Below are 22,063 nucleotides of genomic sequence, written 5' to 3'. Positions count from 1 at the left end.
GGAGATCTTCGAGTACGCGCCCGCGCCGGAGTCACGTTCCATCGTGTCCGTCCGGCCGTCGTACGACCTGTTCATCGACGGGGAGTTCGTCGAGGCCAAGAGCGACGAGCGCATCGTCACCGTCAACCCGGCCGACGAGGAGCCGCTCTCCGAGGTGGCCGCCGCCGGCGAGGCCGACGTGGAGCGGGCGTTCGCCGCGGCGCGGCGGGCGTACGAGCGCGTGTGGTCGCAGCTGCCGGGCGCCGAGCGCGGCAAGTATCTGTTCCGCATCGCCCGCATCATCCAGGAACGTGCCCGCGAGCTGGCCGTGCTGGAGTCGCTGGACAACGGCAAACCGATCAAGGAGACCAGGGACGTCGACCTGCCCCTGGTCGCGGCCCACTTCTTCTACTACGCCGGCTGGGCGGACAAGCTGGCCCACGCGGGGCTCGGCGGCGCCCGGCCGCTGGGCGTGGCCGCGCAGGTCATCCCGTGGAACTTCCCGCTGCTGATGCTGGCGTGGAAGGTCGCGCCCGCGCTGGCCACCGGGAACACGGTCGTGCTCAAACCGGCCGAGACCACGCCACTGACGGCGCTGGCCTTCGCCGAGATCTGCCAGGAGGCGGAGCTGCCGCCCGGCGTGGTCAACATCGTGACCGGCGCCGGCGACACCGGCCGGGCCGTGGTCTCCCACCCGGACGCCGACAAGGTGGCCTTCACCGGCTCGACCGAGGTGGGCCGGCAGATCGCCCGCGCCGTGGCGGGCACGGACAAGCGGCTCACCCTCGAACTGGGCGGCAAGGGCGCCAACATCGTCTACGACGACGCCGCACTCGACCAGGCCGTCGAGGGCATCGTCACCGGCATCTTCTTCAACCAGGGCCACGTGTGCTGCGCGGGCTCGCGGCTGCTGGTGCAGGAGTCGATCGCCGAGGAGCTGCTGGCCCGGCTGCGCGCCAGGATCGGGCAGCTGCGGCTCGGCGACCCGCTGGACAAGAACACCGACATCGGGGCGATCAACTCGGCCGCCCAGCTCGCCAGGATCCGCGAGCTGTCCGCCGCGGGGGAGGCCGAGGGCGCCACGAGCTGGTCGCCGGCCTGCTCGCTGCCCGAGCGGGGCTACTGGTTCCCGCCCACCGTGTTCACCGGCGTCACGCAGGCGCACCGGATCGCCCGCGAGGAGATCTTCGGGCCGGTGCTGTCGGTGCTCACCTTCCGCACGCCGGAGGAGGCCGTGGCCAAGGCGAACAACACGCCGTACGGGCTGTCGGCGGGGGTGTGGACGGAGAAGGGCTCGCTGATGTTGTGGACCGCGGCCCGGCTGCGGGCCGGGGTGGTGTGGTCCAACACGTTCAACGTGTTCGACCCGGCCAGCCCGTTCGGCGGCTACAAGGAGTCGGGATACGGCCGCGAGGGCGGACTGATCGGGTTGGAGGCGTATCTCCGTGGGTGAGACGACGGCGGCGGCGCGGGTCGGCGTGCGCAGGACGTACAAGCTCTACATCGGTGGCGCGTTCCCGCGCTCGGAATCAGGGAGGTCGTATCCCGTGACGTCCGCGGCCGGAGATCACCTCGCCAACGCGGCCCTGGCCTCACGCAAGGACGTGCGGGACGCCGTGGTGGCGGCGCGGAAGGCGTTCCCGGGCTGGTCGGGGCGGACCGCGTACAACCGGGGGCAGATCCTCTACCGGATCGCCGAGATGATGGAGGGGCGGCGCGACCAGTTCGCCGCCGAGGTGGCCGCGGCCGAGGGCGTGAAGGCGGGGCGGGCGCAGACGCTGGTGTCTGCGGCGGTGGACCGCTGGGTCTACTACGCCGGGTGGGCCGACAAGATCGGTCAGGTGCTCGGCGGCGCGAACCCGGTGTCCGGCCCCTACTTCAACGTCTCGGATCCCGAGCCGACCGGCGTCGTGGGCGTGCTCGCCCCCGCCTCCTCCTCGCTGCTCGGGCTCGTGTCGGTGCTCGCGCCGGTGATCACCTCGGGCAACACGGCCGTCCTGGTGGCGGGCGAACGCGTCCCGCTGCCGGCCGTGACGCTGGCCGAGGCGCTGGCCACCTCCGACCTGCCGCCCGGCGTGGCGAACATCCTGACCGGCCGGGTCGCCGAGCTGGCCCCGCCGCTGGCCGGGCACGCCGACGTGAACGCCCTGGACCTGACCGGCGCCGGCGCTCTCGCGGCCGAGCTGGAGGAGCTGGCGGCCGGCACGCTCAAGCGGGTGCTGCGGCCGGGCCGGGACGACTGGGCCGACGCCGATCCCGGGCTGTCGCGGATCCGCCCGTTCCTGGAGATCAAGACGGTCTGGCACCCGATCGGCCGCTGAGCACCGAGCCTGGCGCTGGAGGCGCTTGACGCCTCGACCGGCCCCGGCATCAACGAGGGCTGTCGACGGAAAAGCGCCAGGCCCTTCCGGCCAGGTCACCGTCTGGGGCGGGCGCGGGACCGGCGGTGCGCGGAGGTAGGTTCGCGCCATGCACACCGTCGCGGTCCTCGCGCTCGACCAGGTGATCCCGTTCGACCTGTCCACCCCGATCGAGACCTTCAGCCGGGCGCGGCTGCCCGACGGCCGGCCCGGCTACCGGATCCGGGTGTGCGCGCAGCGGCCGGAGATCGACGCCGGGGCGTTCACGCTGCGCGCGCCCTGGGGCCTGGACGGGCTCAAGGCCGCGGACACGATCATCGTGCCGGGCACGGCGACGCCGTTCGATCCGCTGCCCGGCGCCGTCCGCGACGCGCTGCGCGCGGCCGCCGCGGACGGCACCCGCATGGCCTCCATCTGCTCCGGCGCGTTCCCCCTGGCCTCGACCGGGCTCCTGGACGGCCTGCGGGTGACCACCCACTGGATCCTGGCCGACCGGCTGGCCGCCGACCACCCGCGGCTTGAGGTCGCCCCCGACGTCCTGTACGTCGACCACGGCCAGTTCCTCACCTCGGCCGGCGCCGCCGCCGGGCTGGACCTGTGCCTGCACCTGATCCGCCGCGACTACGGCTCGGCCGTGGCCGCCGACGCCGCCCGGCTGTCGGTCATGCCGCTGGAACGCGAGGGCGGGCAGGCCCAGTTCATCGCGCACGACCACCAGGTCACGCCCCGGGGCGCCGAGCTGGAGCCGCTGCTCACCTGGCTCCAGGACAACCTCGCCCGCCCCCTCACGCTGGACGACATCTCCGCCGAGGCCCGGATGAGCACCCGCACGCTGATCCGCCGCTTCCGCGAGCAGACCGGCACGACCCCGCTGCAGTGGCTGCACCGCGCCCGCATCAGGCAGGCCCAGCACCTGCTGGAGAGCACCCGCCATCCCGTCGAGCGCATCGGCGCCCAGGTCGGCTTCGGCTCGCCGACCGCCTTCCGCGACCGGTTCAAGAAGACGACCGGCGTCAGCCCCGCCGCCTACCGGCGTGCCTTCGGCTCATGAGGCGCGAGTTGACGTGCTCCGGTGTCCGGACGCAGGGTGGGCCTCGTGCAGGATGGTGAAGCCGCACGGCTGGCGGCGTTCGAGGCCCACCGCTCCCACCTGTGGGGAGTGGCGTACCGGATCATGGGCACCCGCACCGACGCCGACGACGCGCTCCAGGAGGCGTGGCTGCGCTGGCAGCGGGCGGATCCCGGCGTCGTCGAGGACGTGCGCGCCTATCTGACCACGATTGTGAGCCGGATCTGCTACGACGCGCTCACCTCCGCCCGGGCACGGCGCGAGTCGTACGTCGGGGAGTGGCTGCCCGAGCCGGTGGTGCGGGAGCCGGGTCCGGAAGACCGGGCCACCATGGACGAATCGGTCAGCCTGGCCCTGCTGGCCGTGCTGGAGCGGCTGTCGGCGGCCGAGCGGGTCGCGTTCGTGCTGCACGACGTGTTCGCGGTGCCGTTCGACGAGATCGCCCGTGTGCTCGGGCGCAGTGACGAGGCGGTGCGGCAGCTCGCCTCGCGGGCGCGCGGCCGGGTGCGCGAGTACGCGCCGCGCCGCTCCGGCGACCGGGTGACCCACCGCAAGGCGGTGGCGGCGTTCACCGCCGCCGCGGTCACCGGCGACCTGCGCGGGCTGGTCGCGGTGCTCGACCCCGACGTGGTGTGGCGGGCCGACGGCGGCGGCGTGGTCGGCGCGGCGCTGGTGCCGGTGGTGGGGGCGCGGCGGGTGGCCAGGCTGGTGCAGGGCGTGATCGAGCGCTGGTACGCGGGCATGACCTCCGAGCTGGTCGAGGTCAACGGCGCTCCCGGCGTGGTGGTCAGGAACGCGGACGGCACGGTGGACTCCGTGCTGGCCTTCACCGTCGCCGACGGGCGCATCACCGAGGTGTGCCACGTGCGGAACCCGGCCAAGCTGGCCGGGGTGTGACCCGGCCGGCTCCCTGGGTTGTGACCTGGCCTCCTCACTGGGTGTGACGCGTCTCACGCTCACGTTCCGCTCCGCCGTGCCGTCTGTCCCGCAGCTGAGATTCTCAAGGAGGCGGACATGGACATCCTGGTCATCGGAGCGGGCTACGCGGGTCTCACGACGGCGCTGCGGCTGGACCGCACCCACCGGATCACCCTGATCAGCGCGGACTCGTCGTTCAGGCAGCGGATCAGGATGCACGAGCTGGCGGCGGGACGGCCCGGCGTGACGATCCCGCTGGCCGAGCTGACCAGAGGCACCGGCATCGCCACGGTCCAGGCGCGGGTGAGCGGCATCGATCTTCAGGCGCGGCGGGTGCGCACCGACGACGGGCGCGTCTTCCCGTACGACACGCTCGTGTACGCCCTGGGCAGCGGGACCGACGTGAGCGCCCCCGGCGTCGCCGAGCACGCCTATACCGCCGAGACGGCCGCCGAGCTGCGCACCCGGCTCGAAGGGAGCGGCGGCCGGGTGGCCGTGGTCGGCGGCGGGCTGACCGGCGTCGAGATGGCCGCGGAGCTGGCCGAGAGTTATCCGTCGTGGCAGGTGGCGCTGGTCACCGGCGGCGAGCCGGGTGCCGGGCTGTCGGGGAAGGGCAGGCGGCACCTGGCCCGCACCCTGACCCGGCTCGGCGTCCGCACGCACGCGGGGACGCGGGCGACGGGAGCCGGCCCCGGCGTGGTCAGGACGGATCGGGGCGACGTGGCGGCCGACGTGGTGGTCTGGGCGGCGTCGTTCGTGGTGCCGCCGCTGGCCGCCGAGGCGGGGCTGGCCGTGGATTCGCGCGGGCGGGCGCTGGTGGACGAGACGCTCCGGTCGGTGTCGCATCCCGAGGTGTACGTGGTCGGCGACGCGGCGGCCGTGCGTGTGCCCGGCGGGACGTCCCGGATGTCGTGCGCGGCCGGGATGCCGATCGCGGCCCACGCGGCCGACGTCGTCAACGCCAGGGCCGCCGGTCGGGCCGCGCGGCCGTTCCGGTTCCGGTACCTGATCCAGTGCGTCAGCCTGGGGCGGCGCGACGGCCTGATCCAGTTCGTCAGGGCCGACGACTCGCCGGTGGAGTGGATCCTGAGCGGCCAGGTGGCCGCCTGGGTGAAGGAGCTGGTGTGCCGGTTCACGGTGGGGTCGCTGCGGCTGGAGCGTCGCCGTCCCGGCAGCTACCTGTGGGTCAAGGGCTCGTCGCGCCCGTCATCCGCGCAGGTCAAGGCGTCCAGCTCGGCGGCGTAGAGCAGCGCGGGGTCGAAGTCCATCCCGGTGAAGTGCCCGGCGAGCTCCAGCGACAGGACCCCGTGCAGCCGGGTCCAGAACGTCAGCGCCCGGCGCAGGGCGGCCGGCGGGGCGGCGTGCGGTGGCGCCGGGCCGCCGGGAAGTGGGGCGGCGTGCGATGGTTCGGGGCCGTCGGGAAGTGGGGCGGTGCAGGCGTCGAGCAGGGTCGTCATGATCTCGGACGCGATCGTGGTGACGTCGCCCGGCGCGTGGTAGCCGGGCACGGGGGTGCCGAAGACGAGGAAATACCGCTGCGGATCGTCGAGCGCCCAACCGCGCAGGACGTGCGCCAGCTCGGCCACCCCCGCCCCCGGGCCCGCCGCTCCGAAGGCGGCGCCCAGGCTCCGGTACGCGTCCTTGACCAGCTCGGTGATGAGCTCGTCGCGGCCGGCGAAGTACCGGTAGAGCGCGGGGCCGCTCAAGCCCACCTGCCTGGCGATCGCGTTCAGTGAGAGCGCCGAGGCCCCGGCCGTGGCGATCTGCTCCCACGCGCATTCCTTGATCTCGGCCCGCACCTGGGCGCGGTAGCGCCCGCGCGGAGTCGCCGGCTCGGCCATCTCATCAGCTCCTCACATTGGTTAGAGCCTATCACTGGCGTGATTGACAGTCTCATTCATGAGTTATAGCCTATAACTGAAGCAAGTATTAGTAACTCAGGAGGGTCGTCATGAACACCGAAGAGCTCGTCGAGGTCGTCCTGCCGGGCAAGGTGGAGCCGGAGGAGCTACAGGTCCGGCGCGGAGCGGTCCCCGGCGCCGGCCCCGGCCAGGTCGTGATCAGGATGGAGGCGACCGGCGTCTCGTTCGCCGAGCAGCAGATGCGCCGGGGCCGCTACTACGACCAGCCGCCGTTCCCCTTCGTGCCCGGCTACGACCTGGTCGGCACCGTCGTCGCGACCGGCGCGGGCGTGCCGCCCGGCCTGGCCGGCACCCTCGTGGCCGCGCTGGTCAAGGTCGGCGGCTGGGCCAGTCACGTCGTCGTGGACGCGGCGGACGTGGTGGCCGTCCCCGAGGGGATCGGCGCGGCGGAGGCGGAGACCGTCGTGGTCAACGGCATCACCGCCTGGCAGATGCTGCACCGCGAGGCGCGCGTCCGCGCGGGCCAGACCATTTTGGTGCACGGCGCCAACGGCGGCGTCGGCTCGGTCCTGGTCCAACTGGCCCAGGCCGCCGGCGTGAAGGTGATCGGCACCGCGTCCGCCCGCCATCACGACACGCTGCGCGAGCGCGGCGTCGTCCCGATCGACTACCGCGCGGGCGACGTCGCCGCACGCGTCCGCGAGGTGGCTCCGGGCGGCGTGGACGCCGTCTTCGACCACGTCGGCGGGCCCGGCATCGTGGACTCCTGGCGGCTGCTGGCGCCCGGCGGCACGCTCGTCGCCTACGGCACCGCCTCCACCAGGGACGATCAGGGCTCCAAGCAGTGGCCCGTGGTCAAGCTGCTGCTGCGGGTGTGGCTGTGGAACGCGCTGCCCAACCGCCGCCGCGCCTGCTTCTACAACATCTGGGCCGGGCGGGCTCTGTCGAAGGACCGGTTCCGCGCCCGGCTGCGCGCCGACCTCACCCAGGTCTTCGCGGCACTGCGGCGTGGCGACGTGACCCCCCAGATCGCCGCGCGGTTCCCGCTCACCCACGTCGCCGAGGCCATGCGGATGGCGGAGTCCGGCACCGTGGCCGGCAAGGTCGTGCTGACCCCATGAGAACGCGGCGGCGCTCCCCGGACCAGGTCCGGAAGGCACCGCCGCGTCCTGTCGCCTAGGCCGCTGCCCGCCGGCGCAGGTCGTGAACCCGCTCCTGGGGCTCGCGGACCGGGACCAGGCGGGCGCCCAGCGCGCGGGCCGCGATCACCATCGCCGCAGCGGCCAGGACGATGTCCTTGAAGATGTACTGCGCCTCCAGCGTCGGGGCGCCGGGGAACAGGTCGGTGAAGAACAGCGCGTACGGGGCGAAGAACCCCGCCAGCGCGCCGGTCAGCACCACGAGGCCGGTCTTGAGCAGCTTGCCGGTCACCAGCGTGAGGCCGATGAAGACCTCCATGGCGGCGATCACGGCCTGCGCCGCGTAGCCCGTCAGCAGGCCCAGGGACAACTTCTCCAGCGTGGCCACGGACAGCGCCTCCGCCGGGCTGACTCCTGGGAAGAACTTGAGCGTGCCGAAGGCCACGAAGACCAGCCCGAGGCTGACGCGCAGGACGTCGATGCTGTGCCGGCTCAGCCAGGCGGCCAGCTTGGAGATCATGGTGTCGATGGCGGCGTTCATCCCGGGCTCCTTCGTCGAGGTCGTCGATTTCGTCTGCGTTCAGCGTCGCGAAACCGGCGCCGGGAAACGTCAGGCTGAGGGAGACAGTCGGCCTACGTCCTCGCATGTACGCCGGGGGTCGCGCGTACCACCCCAGGCCTCGGGAATCACCCCTAGGGACTGCCTTTCCGCAGTACTCGGTGACGCCGCCGACGCCTCCCCGAGATCGACTGTCATCAAGCGCATTTCACTTCCTCCGGCAACGTCACAGCCATCGGTCACGGCTTGGCCGCGATAGGGCCGGGGTCCTCACCGAGGCGCTCGCCCTCATCGGGCTGGTGGCACCGTTCATCTTCCAGTACGTGGAGTGACCTTCGGCGCCACTTCGGCCAGGCGGGCGCGGATGCTCTCCGCGTCGACGCCGCTCTCCTCGGCGCGGTCGGCGCCGAGGCCGGTCAGGATGGCCAGGGCCTGGGACCAGTGGTGGCGGGCCAGGTCGGGGCGGCCGAGCGCGGCGCCGGCGCAGGCCAGGCCGTCGTGGGCGCGGGCCTGGTCGCCACGCTGGCCCAGGTCGGAGGCCAGCGCCAGGGCCGTACGGTGGCTCTCCAGCGCCTCACCCGGGCGACCGAGGTCGTGGTGCAGCCGGCCGAGGCCGTGGATGGCCTCGAACTGCCAGTTGCGATTGCCGATCTCACGCGCGATCTCAAGGACCCGCCGGTAGCAGTCCACGGCCGCCTCAAGCCGTCCCTGGCCGCGGTGCAGGAGGCCGAGCGCCGTCAGGCCGCTCAGCTCGCCCAGCCGGTGGCCGGTGGCGCGGGCCAGGTCGAGGGCCCGGCCCAGGCAGGCGGCTGCGGCCCCGTGGTCGCCGGCCGCGAGGTGGATGCGGCCGAGACCGTTCAGCGCGCGCAGCTCGCCGATGCGGTGGCCGGTGACGCGGGCGATCTCCAGCGCCAGGGTCAGCGCGCGGGCCGCCTGCTCGGGCTCCCCCATCGCCCGGTGCGCGTTGCCGAAGCCGATCAGCGCGTCCAGCTCGCCGGTACGGTGCCCGATGGTCCGGGCGATCTCCAGGGCACGGGTGTAGTACGCCACGGCCTCGGGGAACCGGCCCCGGGAGCCGGTGCTGACGCCCAGGCCGTACAGGGCCCGCAGCTCGCCGGCCTCGTCGCCGATGGCGCGGGCGATCCGCAGGGCGTCCGTGGTGTCGGCGACGGCGGCCTCGTACCGGCTGGACACGCTCCTGATCTCGCCCAGCCGCAGGAGTGCCTCCATCTCCCCCGCGCTGTCGCCCAGGTCGCGAGCGGCGGACAGGGCCCGCGCGTGCAGGGACTCGGCCTCGGCGTTACGGCCCCGGCCGCGCAGGCACCGGTGCAGGGTGGCCGACAGATGCTGGAGGTGGCCGGGGAAGTCGTGGTCGGCGGCGTGCTGGGCTAGGGCGAGCAGATTGGGCAGCTCGGCGTCCAGCCACGCGGTGGCCGCGCCCGCGTCGGGCATGGCCGCGCCTGACTGCGTCGTGGCGGAGGGACGGGGCGGGGGCGGGGCGGGGTCGTAGGGGTAGAGCAGGTCCATCGCGGCCGACGCGGCCCGGCCGTAGTGGTCGAGCAGCCTGGTCATGGCGGCGCGCCGATCGGTCTCCGGCTCGCCGGCCACCCGCTCGGCGCCGTGGGCGCGGACCAGGTCGTGGAAGCGGTGGCGGCCGGGATTGGGCTCTTGCAGGAGGTGCGCCTCCAGCAGCCGGTCGAGGGTCGCGGTGGCGCGGGCGGCGGGGACGGCCAGCAGCGCGGCGGCGGCTTCGGCCGCGATGTCGGCGCCAGGGTGCAGGGCCAGCAGCCGGTACGCGCGCTGCTCGGCGCCGCTGAGCTCCCGGTACGACAGGTCGAGCGCGGCGGCGATGCTGCGCCGGCCCGCGTGCAGCTCGCTCAGCAGCCGCTGGTGCTCCTCCAGGCGTTCGAGCAGATGCCGCACGCTCCAGGCGGGATGGGCCTTCAGCCGGGCCGCGGCCAGCCGGATCGCCAGCGGCAGCAGGCCGCACCGCCGTACGACCTCGGCCAGCACCTCCCGCGACGCGCCCGCCACCCGTTCCTCGCCCGCGGTGCCGGTGAACAGCGCGATCGCCTCCGTGACCGGCAGGACGTCCACCGAGATCGTACGGGCCTCGTCCAGGCCGACCAGCCGCCGCCTGCTCGTGATCAGCACCAGCGAGCCCCCCGCGCCCGGCAGCAGCGGCCGGACCTGGGCCTCGTCGGCGGCGTTGTCCAGCACGATCAGCATCTTCCTGTCGGCCAGGATGCTGCGGTAGAGGGCGGCCCGGTCGCCGGCGTCCTGCGGGATCGCCTCCCCCGGGACGCCCAGCGCCTCCAGCAAACGGGCCAGCGTCTGCGCCGGATCGGCCGCCGGCACACCCTGGGTGTGACCGTGCAGGTCCATGAACAGGTCACCGTCGGGGAAGTGAGCGGCCACGCGGTGGGCGGCGTGCACGGCGAGCGCGGTCTTCCCGACGCCCGCCATGCCGTCGATGGCGACGACCATCGCCATCCCCACCCTGCCCACAGGGTTCCCGACGCCCACAGGGTCCGCAGGATGCGCGGGGTCCGCCGCGCCCGCCATGGCCGCGTGGTCAGCCGTGCCCGCCGTCTCCGCACGATCTGTGGGGTGATGCGTCGCGCTGACGAGGGCCAGTTCGCGGGTGCGGCCGACGAAGGCGGCCGCGTCGGCGGGCAGTTGGTGCGGCGGCGTCCAGGCCCCGCGCGGGGTGCGCGGATCGCCGGTCGCGAGGCGTTTCAGTGTCGCCAGGTCCGCCTCGCCCAGGTCGAGCGCCTCCGCCAGCAGGCGCACCGAGGCGCTACGCGGGCGGCGCAGCTCGCCGGTCTCCAGCCGGCGCACCGTGCGGACGTTGAGCCCCGCCCGCGCGGCAAGCTGATCCTGGGTCAGCAGCGCCCGCTCCCGCCAGGCGCGTAACAACACACCCAGGTCGGACTCGGGCGTAGGACGGACCGTCTCGGGGCCGTCGTGTGCTCCTGAGGGCATGAACACATCCCCGCGATCGTGCGGTGGATCAGGAAGGCAATGTCATGCTATCCCGCCGCCCGGCGACGTACCGTGCACCGGTCGTGAGAAGCGGCCCGATCGGCCAGGGGGTTCGGTCAGGACAGGCCCTTGAGGACCTCCTTGGCGATCTCCTCCACGCCTTTGAGCATCTCCTCCTCGGGCACCGGCCGGCTGTTCTCGTTGGAGAGGATCTCGCGGCCCTTGTTGTCGACGCCGGTGAACCTGATGTCGAGCGTGGCGTTCCCCCGGACGACGTAGATCCAGGCGTTCGCGGTGCGCCGGACGGTGTGCTCGCTGTAGATCATGTACGCCTTGTCGCCCAGCCCGGAGACTTCCTTGATCTCCCCATATTTCGTGTTGTACGGATCTTCGCGCGTCTGCCCGGAGAAGTCGCGCATCGAGTCCCACATGAAGTCGGCGTCCTCCAGGGCGTTGTCATGATCCTGGAAGGCGTTGACCTTGACGTTGATCGACCGCGACAGGTTGTAGCCGCCTACCATGTGGTACCCCTTCTGGTCCCACCGGCAGTCCTTCCGCTTGGCGCCGTAGCCGTCCTTGGCGACGCCGGGCGCCGACGCGCTCTTGGGCGCCAGCCGCGACGTCAGGCTCTCCGGCAGCAGGTCGCACACCTCGGGCACGTCCGCGACCGGCGCGAAGGTGGAGGTGGCGGTCGCGGAGGGGGATGCCTCGGCGGTCTGCTCCGGGGCGGAGGACGGGGGATCCAGCGAAGGCCCAGGGGACGGCCGGTCGGTGGGCGGGGTGACGGGAAGGTCCACCTTGGCGGGAGGCTCCGCGATGGGCGTGCCGGTACCCGCGTCGCGCGTGGCGAGGACCACGCCGCCGATCAGCGCCACCACCGCGGACGCGGACATGATGCCCACCGCCCAGCCCGGCGGCTTCGACGTCGCCGGCCGCGTGCTGCCCCCGTCCGGCCAGTACGACGCGGGAGGCACGGGAGGTCCTGTGGTCATATTCGCTCCGTGGGTCGGTCGTCACAGGGATTGGGGCGAAATATAGCGAAGCGAAAGGGGGTCTCAATACTGTTGCCATTGTGCCTGGACTTCCGGAAGAGAGAATCGCCTCCCGCTACCGCGTGCTCGGAGCGCTCGGTCAAGGAGGCATGGGGACCATCTGGCACGCCCACGACGAACTCCTCGACCGCGAGGTCGCGATCAAGGAAGTACGGCTCCCCGACTCGCTCTCCCCCGCCGAGCGCGAGGAGGCGCTGCAACGCTCGACCCGCGAGGCCCAGGCCGCCGCCCAGCTGCGCCATCCGGAGATCATCAAGATCCACGACGTGCTCACCCACGACGGCATGCCCTGGATCGTCATGGAGCTGCTGAAGGGCCGCGACCTGAAGGACGCGGTGGCCGCCGAGGGCCCCTGGGCGCCGGAGCGGGTGGCGGCGCTCGGGCTACGGGTGCTGGACGCGCTGTCCACCGCGCACGCCCACGGCATCCAGCACCGCGACGTGAAGCCGGCCAACGTGTTCCTGTCCGACGACGGCAGGGTGGTGCTGACCGACTTCGGCATCGCCCGGCTGGAGGATCTGGCCACGATCACCGAGTCGGGCCTGCTCATCGGCTCTCCCGGCTACATCGCTCCCGAACGGCTGCGCGGCGAGCGCGGCGGCCCGGCCTCCGACCTGTGGTCGCTGGCCGCCACCCTGTACTCCGCCGTCGAGGGCCAGGCCCCCTACGTCGGCACCTCCCCCATGGCCGTGCTGCGTGACGCGCTGACCCTGCCGCCCCGGCCGCCGGTCCGTGCCGGGAGCCTGGGGCCGGTGCTCATGCGCATGCTGGCCCGCGAGCCGCACGAACGTCCCGATCCGCGTTCGGCGGCGTACCTGCTGCAGCGGGTGGCGGAGGGCCAGGAGCCGATGGCGCCGCTGCCCGCGCCCCCGCGCAAGAGCGGGCGGCGGCCGCTCCTCATCGGGGCGGCGGCGACCGCGGCGGCCGCGGTCGTCACGGTGGCGGCCGTGGCCGGCGCCACGCTGCTCAAGCCGGAGCCGACCCCTCGTCCGTCCACCCCGGGCACCGCCGCGCCGCCCGCCACGTCTGCGTCTTCCACCCCCGAGCCGTCCGAGCCGGTCACCGCGAAGCCCTCCGTGGCGGAGGCGAAGTTCGACGTCCCGGTGAGCCCGTGTACGCTCCTGACGCCGGCCCAGGTGCGGCGGCTGGTCCCGGCGGCACCCGCCAAGGGCAAGCAGCAGGACGAGGGCTGCGAGTGGGTGACCCGCGGCAAGGGCGTCGCGGTGGTCCCGCTGCGCCCTGTACAGCTGGAGAGCGCCTGGGGCCGCAGCGTGGACGAGGCGTCGGAGAAGTTCGTCAACACGCTCAACGTCGCCGAGTCGGGAGCCGAGCTCTCCTGGAACTGGCCGGGCATCGGCCTGGACAAGCTGATCACCCAGAAGCGCAGGTCGTACGAGGAGGTCAACGGGATCGGGGACGAGGCGTTCAGCTACGAGCTGGTCAACCCGAAGGGCCAGGTGGAGCGGCACGACGTCGTCTTCAGGGTGAGCAATGTCGTGATGGAGATCAAGTACATCGACGCCGGGAAGATCGGCGACGATGAGGCCATGCGCAAAGGCGCGCGTGACGCCGCCCGATGGATCGCGGCGGCGCTAGGACGCCAGGAGTGATGCAATGAACCAGCCACGACTCGTGGGCGGGCGTTACCAGTTGCTCGCGCCCATCGGCCGCGGCGGTATGGGTGTCGTGTGGCGGGCCCTCGACACCGGGATCGGGCGCGAGGTGGCGATCAAGCAGGTGCACCTGCCGCCCAACCTGTCCCCGGACGACCAGGCGCGGCTGCGCATGCGGACCCTGCACGAGGCGCGGACCGCCGCCGAGGTCAGACACCCCGCCGTGGTCGCGATCCACGACGTGGTCGAGGACGGGGGCGAGCCGTGGATCGTCATGGAGCTGGTCAACGGGCGCTCCCTCGACCAGGTCGTGAAGTCGGGCGGGCCGATGGCGCCGGAATGGGCCGCCTCGATCGGCCTGTTCGTGCTGTCGGCGCTGGCCGCCGCGCACGCGCGCGGCCTGCTGCACCGTGACGTCAAGCCGGGCAACGTGCTGCTGGCCGACGACGGCCGCATCCTGCTGTCCGACTTCGGCATCGCCACGCGGACCGGCGGCGGGCAGCCGGGCGGGGCGCCCATGGGCACGCCCGGGTTCACCGCTCCCGAGACGCTCACCGAGGAGCCTGGCCGGGCCGCCGGGCCCGCCGCCGACCTGTGGTCGCTCGGGGCGACGCTCTACACGGCCGTCGAGGGCGTACCGCCGTTCTCGCGTCCGACCGCCATGGCCACGCACGGCGCGGTGATGACCGAGCCGCCCAGGCCGCCGCAGCGGGCCGGCGCCCTCACGCCCGTGCTCATGCGGCTGCTGGAGAAGAACCCGGCGCAGCGCCCCGACACGGTGGCGCTCAGAGAGTCGCTGCAGCACCTGACCGGCCACACCGCCGCGACCGTCGCGTCGGCGCAACCGGCGTCCTGGACGCTCCCCCGGATCCCCGTGTACGGCTCCGCGGCGGCCGTGGCGGTCGCCTTCGTCGCGGCGGTCGTGCTCATCCTGGCCACCTCGTCCGCGCCCGCCGCCCCGGTCACCACCCCGGTCGCCGCCCCGAAGACCACGTCGAGCACCGACCGGCCTGCTCCAACCCCCGACACCACCACGCCGGCCGGCACCCCCGAGCCCTCCACCACCGCGGCGCCCACCGGCTCGCCGGTCGCGCGCACCCCCGGCAAGTTCACCGCCGTCCCCAGGCCGTGCCAGCTGCTCACCCGGCAGCAGGCCACCGAGCTGGTGGGCCGATTCGTGACCTCCAGCACCGAGCCCACCGTCAGGTGCGGCTGGGGCTCGCTGGGCGACAGCGCGGACCTCGCCATCTACGCCACGTTCTACCTCTACACCCAGCAGGGCGACGGTTACGAGACCAAGCTCGCCGAGGAGCACGTGCAGGGCGCCAAGGCGAAGGCCGAGTCGGAGGCCGGCAGGGGCGGCAGCGGCGGCGAGCACGGCGAGGTCTTCGAGATCCCCGGCGCCGGTGACCAGGCGGTCGCCTGGGAGGTGAAGGAGACGACGTTCAGCACCAAGAAGGTCACGGTCTACTCGGTGTTCAAGACCGGCAACATCGTGGGCGAGGTCCGCTACACCCGTGACGTCAAGGAGGACCCCACGCTGCGGCAGAAGATCCCGAAGGCGATCAAGTACCTCGCCGAGAACCTCGACGCCAAGGGCTGACGCATGCACGTAGTCGCCGGGCGATATCACCTGGTCGCACCGCTGGGGGCGGGCGGCGCCGGCACGGTCTGGCGGGCGCAGGACGCGGTGCTGCGCCGCGAGGTCGCGGTCAAGCAGGTACGCCTGCCGTCCGACCCGGCCCGCAGGGACAAGGCACTCGAGGACACCCTGCGCGAGGCCCGCGCCGCCGCCGCGCTGAACCATCCCGCGATCATCACCGTGCACGACGTCATCGCCGAGCAGGGCCAGCCGTGGATCGTCATGGACCTGCTCGCGGGGCGGTCGCTGGCCGATCTGATCAAGGAATCCGGACGGCTTCCGCCAGGTCAGGTGGCCACCATCGGGCTGCGGGTGCTCGACGCGCTCGACGCGGCCCACCGGCGCGGGATCCTGCACCGTGACGTGAAGCCGGGCAACGTGATCATCACGGACGCGGGTGAGGCCATCCTCACCGACTTCGGCATCGCCGCCCAGATCGACCCGCAGAACGGGCCGCAGAGCGGGCCGCAGAGCGGGCCTCAGAGCGGGCCTCAGAGCGGGCCTCAGAGCGGGCCGGGGCCGCAGAACGGGCCAGGATACGGCGCGCAGGCCGATCCGCGCAGCGGCGCGTGGACCGGCGGCGGCCCAGGCGCCGCCTCGGCGCTCGCGGCGGCCGAGCAGTCGGGCACGCCCGGCTACGTCGCGCCGGAGCGGCTGCGCGGCGAGCCCACGGGCCCGGCCTCCGACCACTGGTCACTGGCCGCCACCCTCTACACGGCGGTGGAGGGGCAGAGCCCGTTCCGGCGCGACACCCCCATGGCGATGGTGGCGGCGGTGCTCACCCAGCCTCCGTTGCCCGCCGCCCACGCGGGGCCGATCGGCGGCCTGCTCATGGCGCTGCTGGACAAGAACCCGGCCGCGCGCCCGCCGCTCTCCGTGATCAAGGACGTGCTCGGCCCGATCGCGGCCCCCCTGCCCGCCCGCCGCCCGGTCACGGGTCCCGCCGCCCCCGCGCGCCACCCCACGGATCCCGCCACCGGCCCGTCCAGCGGCCCCTCTAGCGGTATCGCCACGATGCCGATGCCCCGCGACAAGAGCAGGCTGCCCTTGGTGCTGGCCGGCCTGACGGCCGCCACGGCCCTCACGGTCAGCGCGGTGCTCCTGGTCAACGCCTCCACCGGGACGACGCCGCCCCCGGAAACCCGTACGATCGCCCAGCCGTCCGACGGGCCGTCGAACGGGCCGTCCGGTGAGCCGCCCTCCAGCCCTCCGCCGAGCCCGGCGGCCACCACGACCGCGTCCCCGCGTCCACCGGGCGACGGCAAGTTCGCCACCCCACCCAACGCCTGCGGCCTGGTGTCAGAGGACCAGGCCGCGAAGATCATTCCCGGTCTGGGCAGGCGGCAGGGCGGGATGGACCCCGCCGAGTGCACCTGGACCGGCGGGGAGGACGTGATCACGGTCAAGGTCACGCGCTCGGCCACGGTGGCGGCGGCACGCAAGGTCTTCGGCGGCAGGAAGGACGCCCAGGCCTCCAAGGCGGGCAGCAGCGGCGGTTCGACGTACGAGGCCGTACGCGATCTCCCCGGCGTCGGGGACGGCGCGTTCGGCCAGAACTGGTGGGCGACGACGTTCACCCAGACCCACAGCATCGTGTGGCTGCGGGTCAGCAACGTCGTCGTCCAGATCGACGCGGCCACGTTCGACGTGGCCAAGCCCCAGGCCAAGCACCAGAACTGGGCGCGCAAGCTCGCCGGCGCGGCGGCGGACACCCTCAGGAACACCTCGCCCCAGGACACCGGCTGATGCGGGCAGCAGTTCCCCCAGACTCGCGGAGAGGAGACGTGGCGGCCGCCCCGCCACGAACGAGATGAACGACTACCCGAACACGGCCCCCGTCAAGCGACCCGGTCTTCGGATGACGCCAGGCCTGCTCAGCGGGGCGATGGCGGTGCTCGTGCTGATGGTCTTCACCATCGTCTTCCTGGCCACGAGGCAGCCGCCGCCCGCGCCCGTCACCACGCCCGTCGCCGCGCGGACGTCCGAGGGCACTGAGCCTACGACCGGGCCCACGACCGAACCCACCAGTGAGCCCAGCGCGCAGCCCTCGACCAGCGAGCCGGTGCCGACGGGGGAGGCGAAGTTCACCAAGGAGGTCGACCCGTGCAAGCTCGTCGGTGAGGACCTGCGGGTCAAGCTCGTGCTCTTCCCCAAGGAGACGAAGATCTACAAGGAGGAGTGCGAGTGGGGGACCCTGCCCAAGTTCGGCCCCGGGATTCCCGACAACATGTACCACAAGCTCAAGGTCTACACGAAGGTGTTCACCGGCGGCGTGGCCGAGGCGCATGAGCAGTTCGTCGCCCGCAGGGCCGAGTCCGCGCTGATCCCCAAGGGTTACACCAAGCCCGACCCGGTCATCGGGGACGACTCCTTCGTCACCGGCTGGACCCTGCCGGGCGACACCGGCAAGGGGCCGACGACGGCGGTCGTGGGGGTCCGCGTGAGCAACGCGGTGATCGAGGTGACGTACGACCGCCGCGTCACCGAGGACCCGGAGGGCAGGCTGACCCGGGGCGCGCTGGAGGTGGCCAAGGCCGTCGCCGACAAGCTCAACTCCGGCGCGGGGTGAACGACGCCGCCGACAACGACGTCGCGGTGAACCACCGCAGGGTCGCGTGGGCCTGTCCTCCGCCGGCGTGCGGGCCTACGAGCCGTTCTCCTTCTTGGCCTGGTCGAAGACGATGTCGCGCCAGTCGGCCGGGGTCTTCTTGATGACGCCGACCTCCTTCATGAAGGCGCTGAGCTTGAGCACGCCGTGCGGGGCCGTGGTGAACTCGATGCCGCTGTAGGTCAGGTACTCCTGGTACTTCTCCGGCGAGATCTTCCCCTTCTCCGCCTCCGAGAGGATCTTCGCGGCCTCGGCGGGCGACTTGGTGATGAGCTCGTTGGCGCGGGTGATGTTCTTGTAGAAGGAGGCGAGCACGTCGGGGTTGGCGGCCGCGTACTCCTCGCTGGTCACCACCGCGTTGAAGCCGTGCGGGCCGAAGAGCTCGTAGCTGTCGACCAGCTTGCGCGCCCCCTGCTCCACGGCCTGGAACTGGAACGGCGGCGAGGTGTAGGCGCCCGCGAGCTGCCCGGCGACCAGGGCCTGCAGCGCCTCGGGGTGGGCCATGGCCACGATGTTCCTGTCGAGCGCGTGCGCGTCGCCGAGCTGCTGCTGGGCCGCCCGCTGCAACATCACCGACTGGATCGAGCCGGGCGAGACGGCGGCGATCTGGTCGGCCGGGCCGAAGTCCTTCAGGCTGCGGAACTTCGGGTCCTTGGCCACCAGCCACAGCGGCATGTCGTTGAGCGAGCAGACGATCTTCCAGGGAACGCCGGCGTCCCAGCCGATGAGGTAGGGGCCGTAGCCGCTGACCCCGAGCTGGAGGCTGCCCGAGACGATCCCGTCCCTGGTCGCGGCGCCGCCGCTGACGGTCTTCCAGTTGATCGTACGGCCGGGCAGGTCCTGTTCCAGCCAGCCCTTGGCCTGGATGATGATGAGCGCGGCGTAGCTGATGCCCGACCCCTGGGAGATGTTGATCTCCCCACCGGAGCCACCGGAGCCACCCGTACCGCCTGAGCCACCGGACCCGCCTCCGCCGCACGCGGCGGTCAGCGCCAGCAGGCCGGCGCCGGTGACGCCGAGGCGCAGCGCGTCCCTGCGGCTGTACGAGCTCCGCCCCACGGCGGCGCTCAGCCGGTCACCGGCGGCGGCCCGGCGGTCACCGGCGGCGCGGGAGAATGTCATCAGGTTCCTTCCTTCATGCCCCACCGCGTCACCGTGTGTCGTTCGACCAGGCCGAAGACCAGGTCGAGCGCGATGCCGATGAGAGCGATCGTCACCAGGCCGGCGAACACGTCGGGCGTGCGCGCGTAGTAGCGGGCGTTGTTGATGAAGAAGCCGAGCCCGCCGTCGGTCCCGGCGGTGCCGAAGACCAGCTCGGCGGCGATGATCGTGCGCCAGCCGAACGCCCAGCCGGTCTTCAGCCCGGAGATGGCGTGCGGCAGCGCGGCGGGCATCATCACGTCACGGGTCAGCCGCCAGCCGCGCAGGCCCAGGTTGCGGCCGACCATGACGAGGGTGGCCGGCGTGGTGCGCAGGCCCATGCTGACGTTGACGGTCATCGGCCACAGGACGGCGTTGGCCGTGACGAAGATCAGCGCCGTGTCGGTGAGCCCGAACCAGAGCATCGCGAGGGGCAGGATGGCCACCGACGGCAGCGGGTTGATCATGGACGACACCAGCTGCAGGGCGTCGTTCCCGATCGTGGTGGTGGCGGCCAGCACGGTGAGCACCACCGTGAGCACGATGCCGATGGCCATGCCGGTGCCCAGCAGGCGCAGGGTGGTCAGGGTGGAGACGGCCATCTCGCCGTCGGCCCAGCCGCCGGCCCAGGCCACGGCCACGTCCCAGGGGCCGGCGAAGACGAACGGGCTCACCCCGGACAGGGACGCGTACGCCTGCCAGATCCCGATCAGGACGACGAGGATGATCGCGCGCCGCGACCAGGTGGGCAGGCGCGTCCACGAGCCGGACGGCCGGCCGGCTGCGGCGGGCCCCGCCACACGCGCGACTGCGGAAGCTGGAGGGGATGCGCTATTCGAAGACGGCACCGTCGAGGTCCTCCCCTTCCTCGGCGAGCAGGGCGCGGAGCCGGTGCCGGGCGTCGGCGAAGCCGGGCGCGTCGGGGCCGTCCAGGCCGGACACGTCCACGATCTCCCTGACCCGCGAGGGACGGCCGCCGAGCACGACCACCTTGTCCCCGAGGAGCACCGCCTCGTCGATGCTGTGGGTGACGAACAGCAGCGCCACCCGGGTGCGCGCGACGATGTCGGCCAGCTCGCGCTGGAGCCGTCCGCGCGTCTGGGCGTCCAGGGCGCCGAAGGGCTCGTCCATGAGCAGCATGAGCGGGTCGATCGCGAGCGCCCGCGCGATGGCGACCCGCTGCTTCATCCCGCCGGACAGCTGGTGCGGATAGCTGTCGAGGACGTCGTGCAGGCCCATGAGCTCCAGGTGTTCGATGGCCCGGCGCCGCGCCCCGGCCCGGTCGGCGCCGGTCACCTTGAGCGGGTAGCTGACGTTGCCCAGGATGGTGCGCCACGGGAACAGCTGGTCGAACTCCTGGAACACGAACGCCCGGTCGGGGCCCGGCTCCGGCGCCTCCCTGCCCCCGACGACGACGCGGCCGGACGTGGGACGCAGGAACCCGCCGACGGCCTTGAGGATGGTCGACTTGCCCGACCCCGACGGGCCGAGCAGCATGACCTTCTCCCCGTACGCCACCTCGAAGGTCGCCTCCTCGACGGCGGGCACGTGGCGGCCCTGCCGCTGGTAGCCGATCGCCACCTGGTCGACGAGCAGCAGCGGGCCGTCGGGGGCCGGGTCGTCGCGCGGGGTGGCGACCGTCGTTGTGGATGTCACGGCAGGTCCCTTTCGGAGCGTCCACGCAGCAATTGAATGGTAATCCTACAGACAATGTAGGAAATATACGACACAGGGAGGCGTGCCTGCCGAGACCGGGCCACGGGGCCGGGACGGGGCTCGGGACGGGGCTCGGGACGGGCTCGGGACGGGCTCGGGACGGGCTCGGACTACGGGACCGGGGCGGACGCTCGGAGGCGGGTCAAGAGACCGCGACGGGCTCGGGGCGGGTGGTGGCGTAGCGGGAGGGCGAGCGCGAGGTGTTCAGCGGCCCGGCGACGGCGCAGCACCCGCATCGACCACCGCCGCGACGGCCGGCACGAGGCCCGAGCCCGCCGCCACTGCGGACGACACCACATCCGCGCCGGACGGCGGGACGCAGGCAACCGAAGGTGGAGTGCCGGCGGCGGCGCCTTGGGTGGATATATCGGATTATCCGACCACGATCAGGGACAACGCCGTTGGGTACCACGACGGCCGCGTCTACTCCTTCGGCGGCTCCCTGCGCGGCGAGGGCGGCACCCCCGCCTCCTACGTCTACGACCCGGCCGCCAAGACCTGGACCCGGCTGGCCGACATGCCGGACGCCAGGCAGAAGCCCGCCTCGGCGTTCGTGGACGGCAAGTTCTACGTGGTCACCGGCTGGGGCCAGGACGGCACGCCCGCCGCCCGTACCCTCGTCTACGCCCCGGACACCGACGCCTGGACCAGGCTGCCGAACTCCCGCAACGCCCTCTACCGCGGCGCCGCCGCCTGCGGCCTGTACAAGATCGGTGGTGCGAACGGCCCGCGCGTGACTCCGTTCGGCGAGGTCCTGCCCACTCTGGACGACTGCGATCCGGCGGGCACGGCCGCGCCCTGGCTGAGCGCGGACCCGGGCACGGCACCCTCGCGCCCGGTCGCAGCGTCCGCGTCACCCTCACTCTCGACGCCCGCGAGCTCGCCGAGCCGGGAACGTACGAGGCACGGCTGACGGTCAACGAGGACACCCCGTATCCCGCGCCGGCCATCGGCGTGACCCTCAAGGCGGAGGCGCCCTGGCACTGGGCCCGGCTGTCCGGCGAGGTGGGCTCGAAGGCGTGCGACGGCAAGGTGAGCCCGCTGCCGGGCGCGACGGTGACGCTGCGGCGGGGCCGCGACTCGTGGACGGCGACCACCGACGCGCAGGGCCGTTACCGCCTGTGGCTGCCGGACGGCCTGCTGAAGCAGGAGGTCCAGGTGAGCGCCGACGGCCACAGGACGGCCTCGTTCGACGTACGCCTGCTGCCGCACACCCAGGTCCGCCGCGACGCCACGCTGCCCCGCACGGACTGCTGACCGGGCCGGGGCGTACGAGAACGCGAGCTGGAAGGCCCCGACACGAACGGGGGCTTCCAGCGCCCGGCCGCGCCGTCATCGTGGAGGCCGTACGCACCCCGATCGGCAAAGGCAAGCCCGGCGGCGCCCTGGCCGGGGTGCATCCGGTGGACCTGCTCGCCCAC

Annotated in this window: 19 protein-coding genes; 12 read left to right on the top strand and 7 right to left on the bottom strand. The window is 73.0% G+C overall.

The genetic code is table 11. The features are described 5' to 3' along the window. Positions 1 to 4 precede the first annotated feature (4 nt). The 5 genes from AB0C27_RS39780 to AB0C27_RS39760 all read left to right on the top strand — a co-directional run bounded on the left by AB0C27_RS39780 (position 5) and on the right by AB0C27_RS39760 (position 5,571). Positions 5 to 1,432 (top strand): aldehyde dehydrogenase family protein, encoded by a 1,428-nt coding sequence (locus AB0C27_RS39780; RefSeq protein WP_357856369.1) that lies wholly within the window; start codon positions 5 to 7, stop codon positions 1,430 to 1,432. Further along, positions 1,425 to 2,300, top strand: coding sequence for an aldehyde dehydrogenase family protein (locus AB0C27_RS39775; protein WP_357855610.1), 876 nt, complete (start codon positions 1,425 to 1,427; stop codon positions 2,298 to 2,300). The genes AB0C27_RS39780 and AB0C27_RS39775 overlap by 8 nt, the downstream gene beginning before the upstream one ends. Positions 2,301 to 2,448: 148 nt before the next feature. After that, a complete protein-coding gene (locus tag AB0C27_RS39770; protein ID WP_357855607.1) occupies positions 2,449 to 3,390 on the top strand; it encodes a helix-turn-helix domain-containing protein in 942 nt (313 codons plus the stop codon). A 45-nt stretch (positions 3,391 to 3,435) separates the two neighbouring features. Then, positions 3,436 to 4,305, top strand: a complete 870-nt coding sequence (gene sigJ, locus AB0C27_RS39765; protein ID WP_357855604.1) for an RNA polymerase sigma factor SigJ — start codon at positions 3,436 to 3,438, stop codon at positions 4,303 to 4,305. 117 nt (positions 4,306 to 4,422) lie between these two features. Then, complete coding sequence (locus tag AB0C27_RS39760; RefSeq protein WP_357855601.1) at positions 4,423 to 5,571, top strand: FAD-dependent oxidoreductase; 1,149 nt, start codon at positions 4,423 to 4,425, stop codon at positions 5,569 to 5,571. Here the strand turns inward: AB0C27_RS39760 and AB0C27_RS39755 are convergent. After that, the gene (locus tag AB0C27_RS39755; RefSeq protein ID WP_357855598.1) at positions 5,502 to 6,167 is read right to left on the bottom strand and encodes a TetR/AcrR family transcriptional regulator; all 666 of its coding nucleotides are present in this window, start codon (positions 6,165 to 6,167) and stop codon (positions 5,502 to 5,504) included. The two genes, AB0C27_RS39760 and AB0C27_RS39755, sit on opposite strands and share 70 nt — an antisense overlap. Before the next feature lie 110 nt (positions 6,168 to 6,277). On the opposite strand from AB0C27_RS39755, the gene AB0C27_RS39750 reads away from it, so the two are divergent. Further along, positions 6,278 to 7,309 carry a medium chain dehydrogenase/reductase family protein gene (locus AB0C27_RS39750; protein ID WP_357855595.1) on the top strand — a complete coding sequence of 344 codons (1,032 nt, stop codon included), beginning with the start codon at positions 6,278 to 6,280 and terminating at the stop codon, positions 7,307 to 7,309. A 55-nt stretch (positions 7,310 to 7,364) separates the two neighbouring features. On the opposite strand, the gene AB0C27_RS39745 is transcribed toward AB0C27_RS39750, so the two are convergent. The 3 genes from AB0C27_RS39745 to AB0C27_RS39735 all read right to left on the bottom strand — a co-directional run bounded on the left by AB0C27_RS39745 (position 7,365) and on the right by AB0C27_RS39735 (position 11,863). Further along, positions 7,365 to 7,868, bottom strand: a complete 504-nt coding sequence (locus AB0C27_RS39745) for a DoxX family protein (protein WP_357855592.1) — start codon at positions 7,866 to 7,868, stop codon at positions 7,365 to 7,367. A gap of 327 nt (positions 7,869 to 8,195) precedes the next feature. After that, positions 8,196 to 10,871 carry a tetratricopeptide repeat protein gene (locus AB0C27_RS39740; protein ID WP_357855590.1) on the bottom strand — a complete coding sequence of 892 codons (2,676 nt, stop codon included), beginning with the start codon at positions 10,869 to 10,871 and terminating at the stop codon, positions 8,196 to 8,198. 116 nt (positions 10,872 to 10,987) lie between these two features. Further along, complete coding sequence (locus tag AB0C27_RS39735; RefSeq protein ID WP_357855587.1) at positions 10,988 to 11,863, bottom strand: hypothetical protein; 876 nt, start codon at positions 11,861 to 11,863, stop codon at positions 10,988 to 10,990. A gap of 80 nt (positions 11,864 to 11,943) precedes the next feature. Between AB0C27_RS39735 and AB0C27_RS39730 the strand changes: the two genes are divergently transcribed. The 4 genes from AB0C27_RS39730 to AB0C27_RS39715 all read left to right on the top strand — a co-directional run bounded on the left by AB0C27_RS39730 (position 11,944) and on the right by AB0C27_RS39715 (position 17,747). Continuing rightward, on the top strand, positions 11,944 to 13,533 hold the full coding sequence (locus tag AB0C27_RS39730; RefSeq protein WP_357855584.1) for a protein kinase: 1,590 nt from the start codon (positions 11,944 to 11,946) through the stop codon (positions 13,531 to 13,533). Between the two features lie 4 nt (positions 13,534 to 13,537). Continuing rightward, complete coding sequence (locus tag AB0C27_RS39725) at positions 13,538 to 15,139, top strand: serine/threonine-protein kinase (RefSeq protein ID WP_357855581.1); 1,602 nt, start codon at positions 13,538 to 13,540, stop codon at positions 15,137 to 15,139. A gap of 3 nt (positions 15,140 to 15,142) precedes the next feature. Next, positions 15,143 to 16,924, top strand: a complete 1,782-nt coding sequence (locus AB0C27_RS39720) for a protein kinase (RefSeq protein ID WP_357855578.1) — start codon at positions 15,143 to 15,145, stop codon at positions 16,922 to 16,924. 112 nt (positions 16,925 to 17,036) lie between these two features. Then, complete coding sequence (locus tag AB0C27_RS39715; protein ID WP_357855575.1) at positions 17,037 to 17,747, top strand: hypothetical protein; 711 nt, start codon at positions 17,037 to 17,039, stop codon at positions 17,745 to 17,747. Positions 17,748 to 17,822: 75 nt separating this feature from the next. Here AB0C27_RS39715 and AB0C27_RS39710 read toward each other — a convergent pair whose 3' ends face one another. From AB0C27_RS39710 to AB0C27_RS39700, 3 genes are read right to left on the bottom strand one after another with little or no spacing between them, the layout of a single operon-like run. Next, positions 17,823 to 18,908: an ABC transporter substrate-binding protein gene (locus AB0C27_RS39710; protein ID WP_357855572.1), complete on the bottom strand. Its 1,086-nt coding sequence runs from the start codon at positions 18,906 to 18,908 to the stop codon at positions 17,823 to 17,825. After that, a complete protein-coding gene (locus AB0C27_RS39705; RefSeq protein ID WP_357855569.1) occupies positions 18,908 to 19,726 on the bottom strand; it encodes an ABC transporter permease in 819 nt (272 codons plus the stop codon). Before AB0C27_RS39705 ends, AB0C27_RS39710 begins: the two co-directional genes overlap by 1 nt. 31 nt (positions 19,727 to 19,757) lie before the next feature. Beyond that, a complete protein-coding gene (locus AB0C27_RS39700; RefSeq protein ID WP_357855567.1) occupies positions 19,758 to 20,582 on the bottom strand; it encodes an ABC transporter ATP-binding protein in 825 nt (274 codons plus the stop codon). A 418-nt stretch (positions 20,583 to 21,000) separates the two neighbouring features. On the opposite strand from AB0C27_RS39700, the gene AB0C27_RS39695 reads away from it, so the two are divergent. Then, entirely contained in the window at positions 21,001 to 21,555 is a 555-nt protein-coding gene (locus AB0C27_RS39695) for a kelch repeat-containing protein (protein ID WP_357855564.1), read from the top strand. A gap of 41 nt (positions 21,556 to 21,596) precedes the next feature. Further along, a complete protein-coding gene (locus AB0C27_RS39690) occupies positions 21,597 to 21,899 on the top strand; it encodes a carboxypeptidase-like regulatory domain-containing protein (RefSeq protein ID WP_357855561.1) in 303 nt (100 codons plus the stop codon). Positions 21,900 to 22,063 lie beyond the last annotated feature (164 nt).

It is taken from the genome of Nonomuraea sp. NPDC048882 (genome assembly GCF_040649755.1).
GTDB lineage: Bacteria > Actinomycetota > Actinomycetes > Streptosporangiales > Streptosporangiaceae > Nonomuraea > Nonomuraea maheshkhaliensis.
Note: the sequence above shows the minus strand (reverse complement) of the source record. Positions and strands in the feature narration are given on the sequence as shown.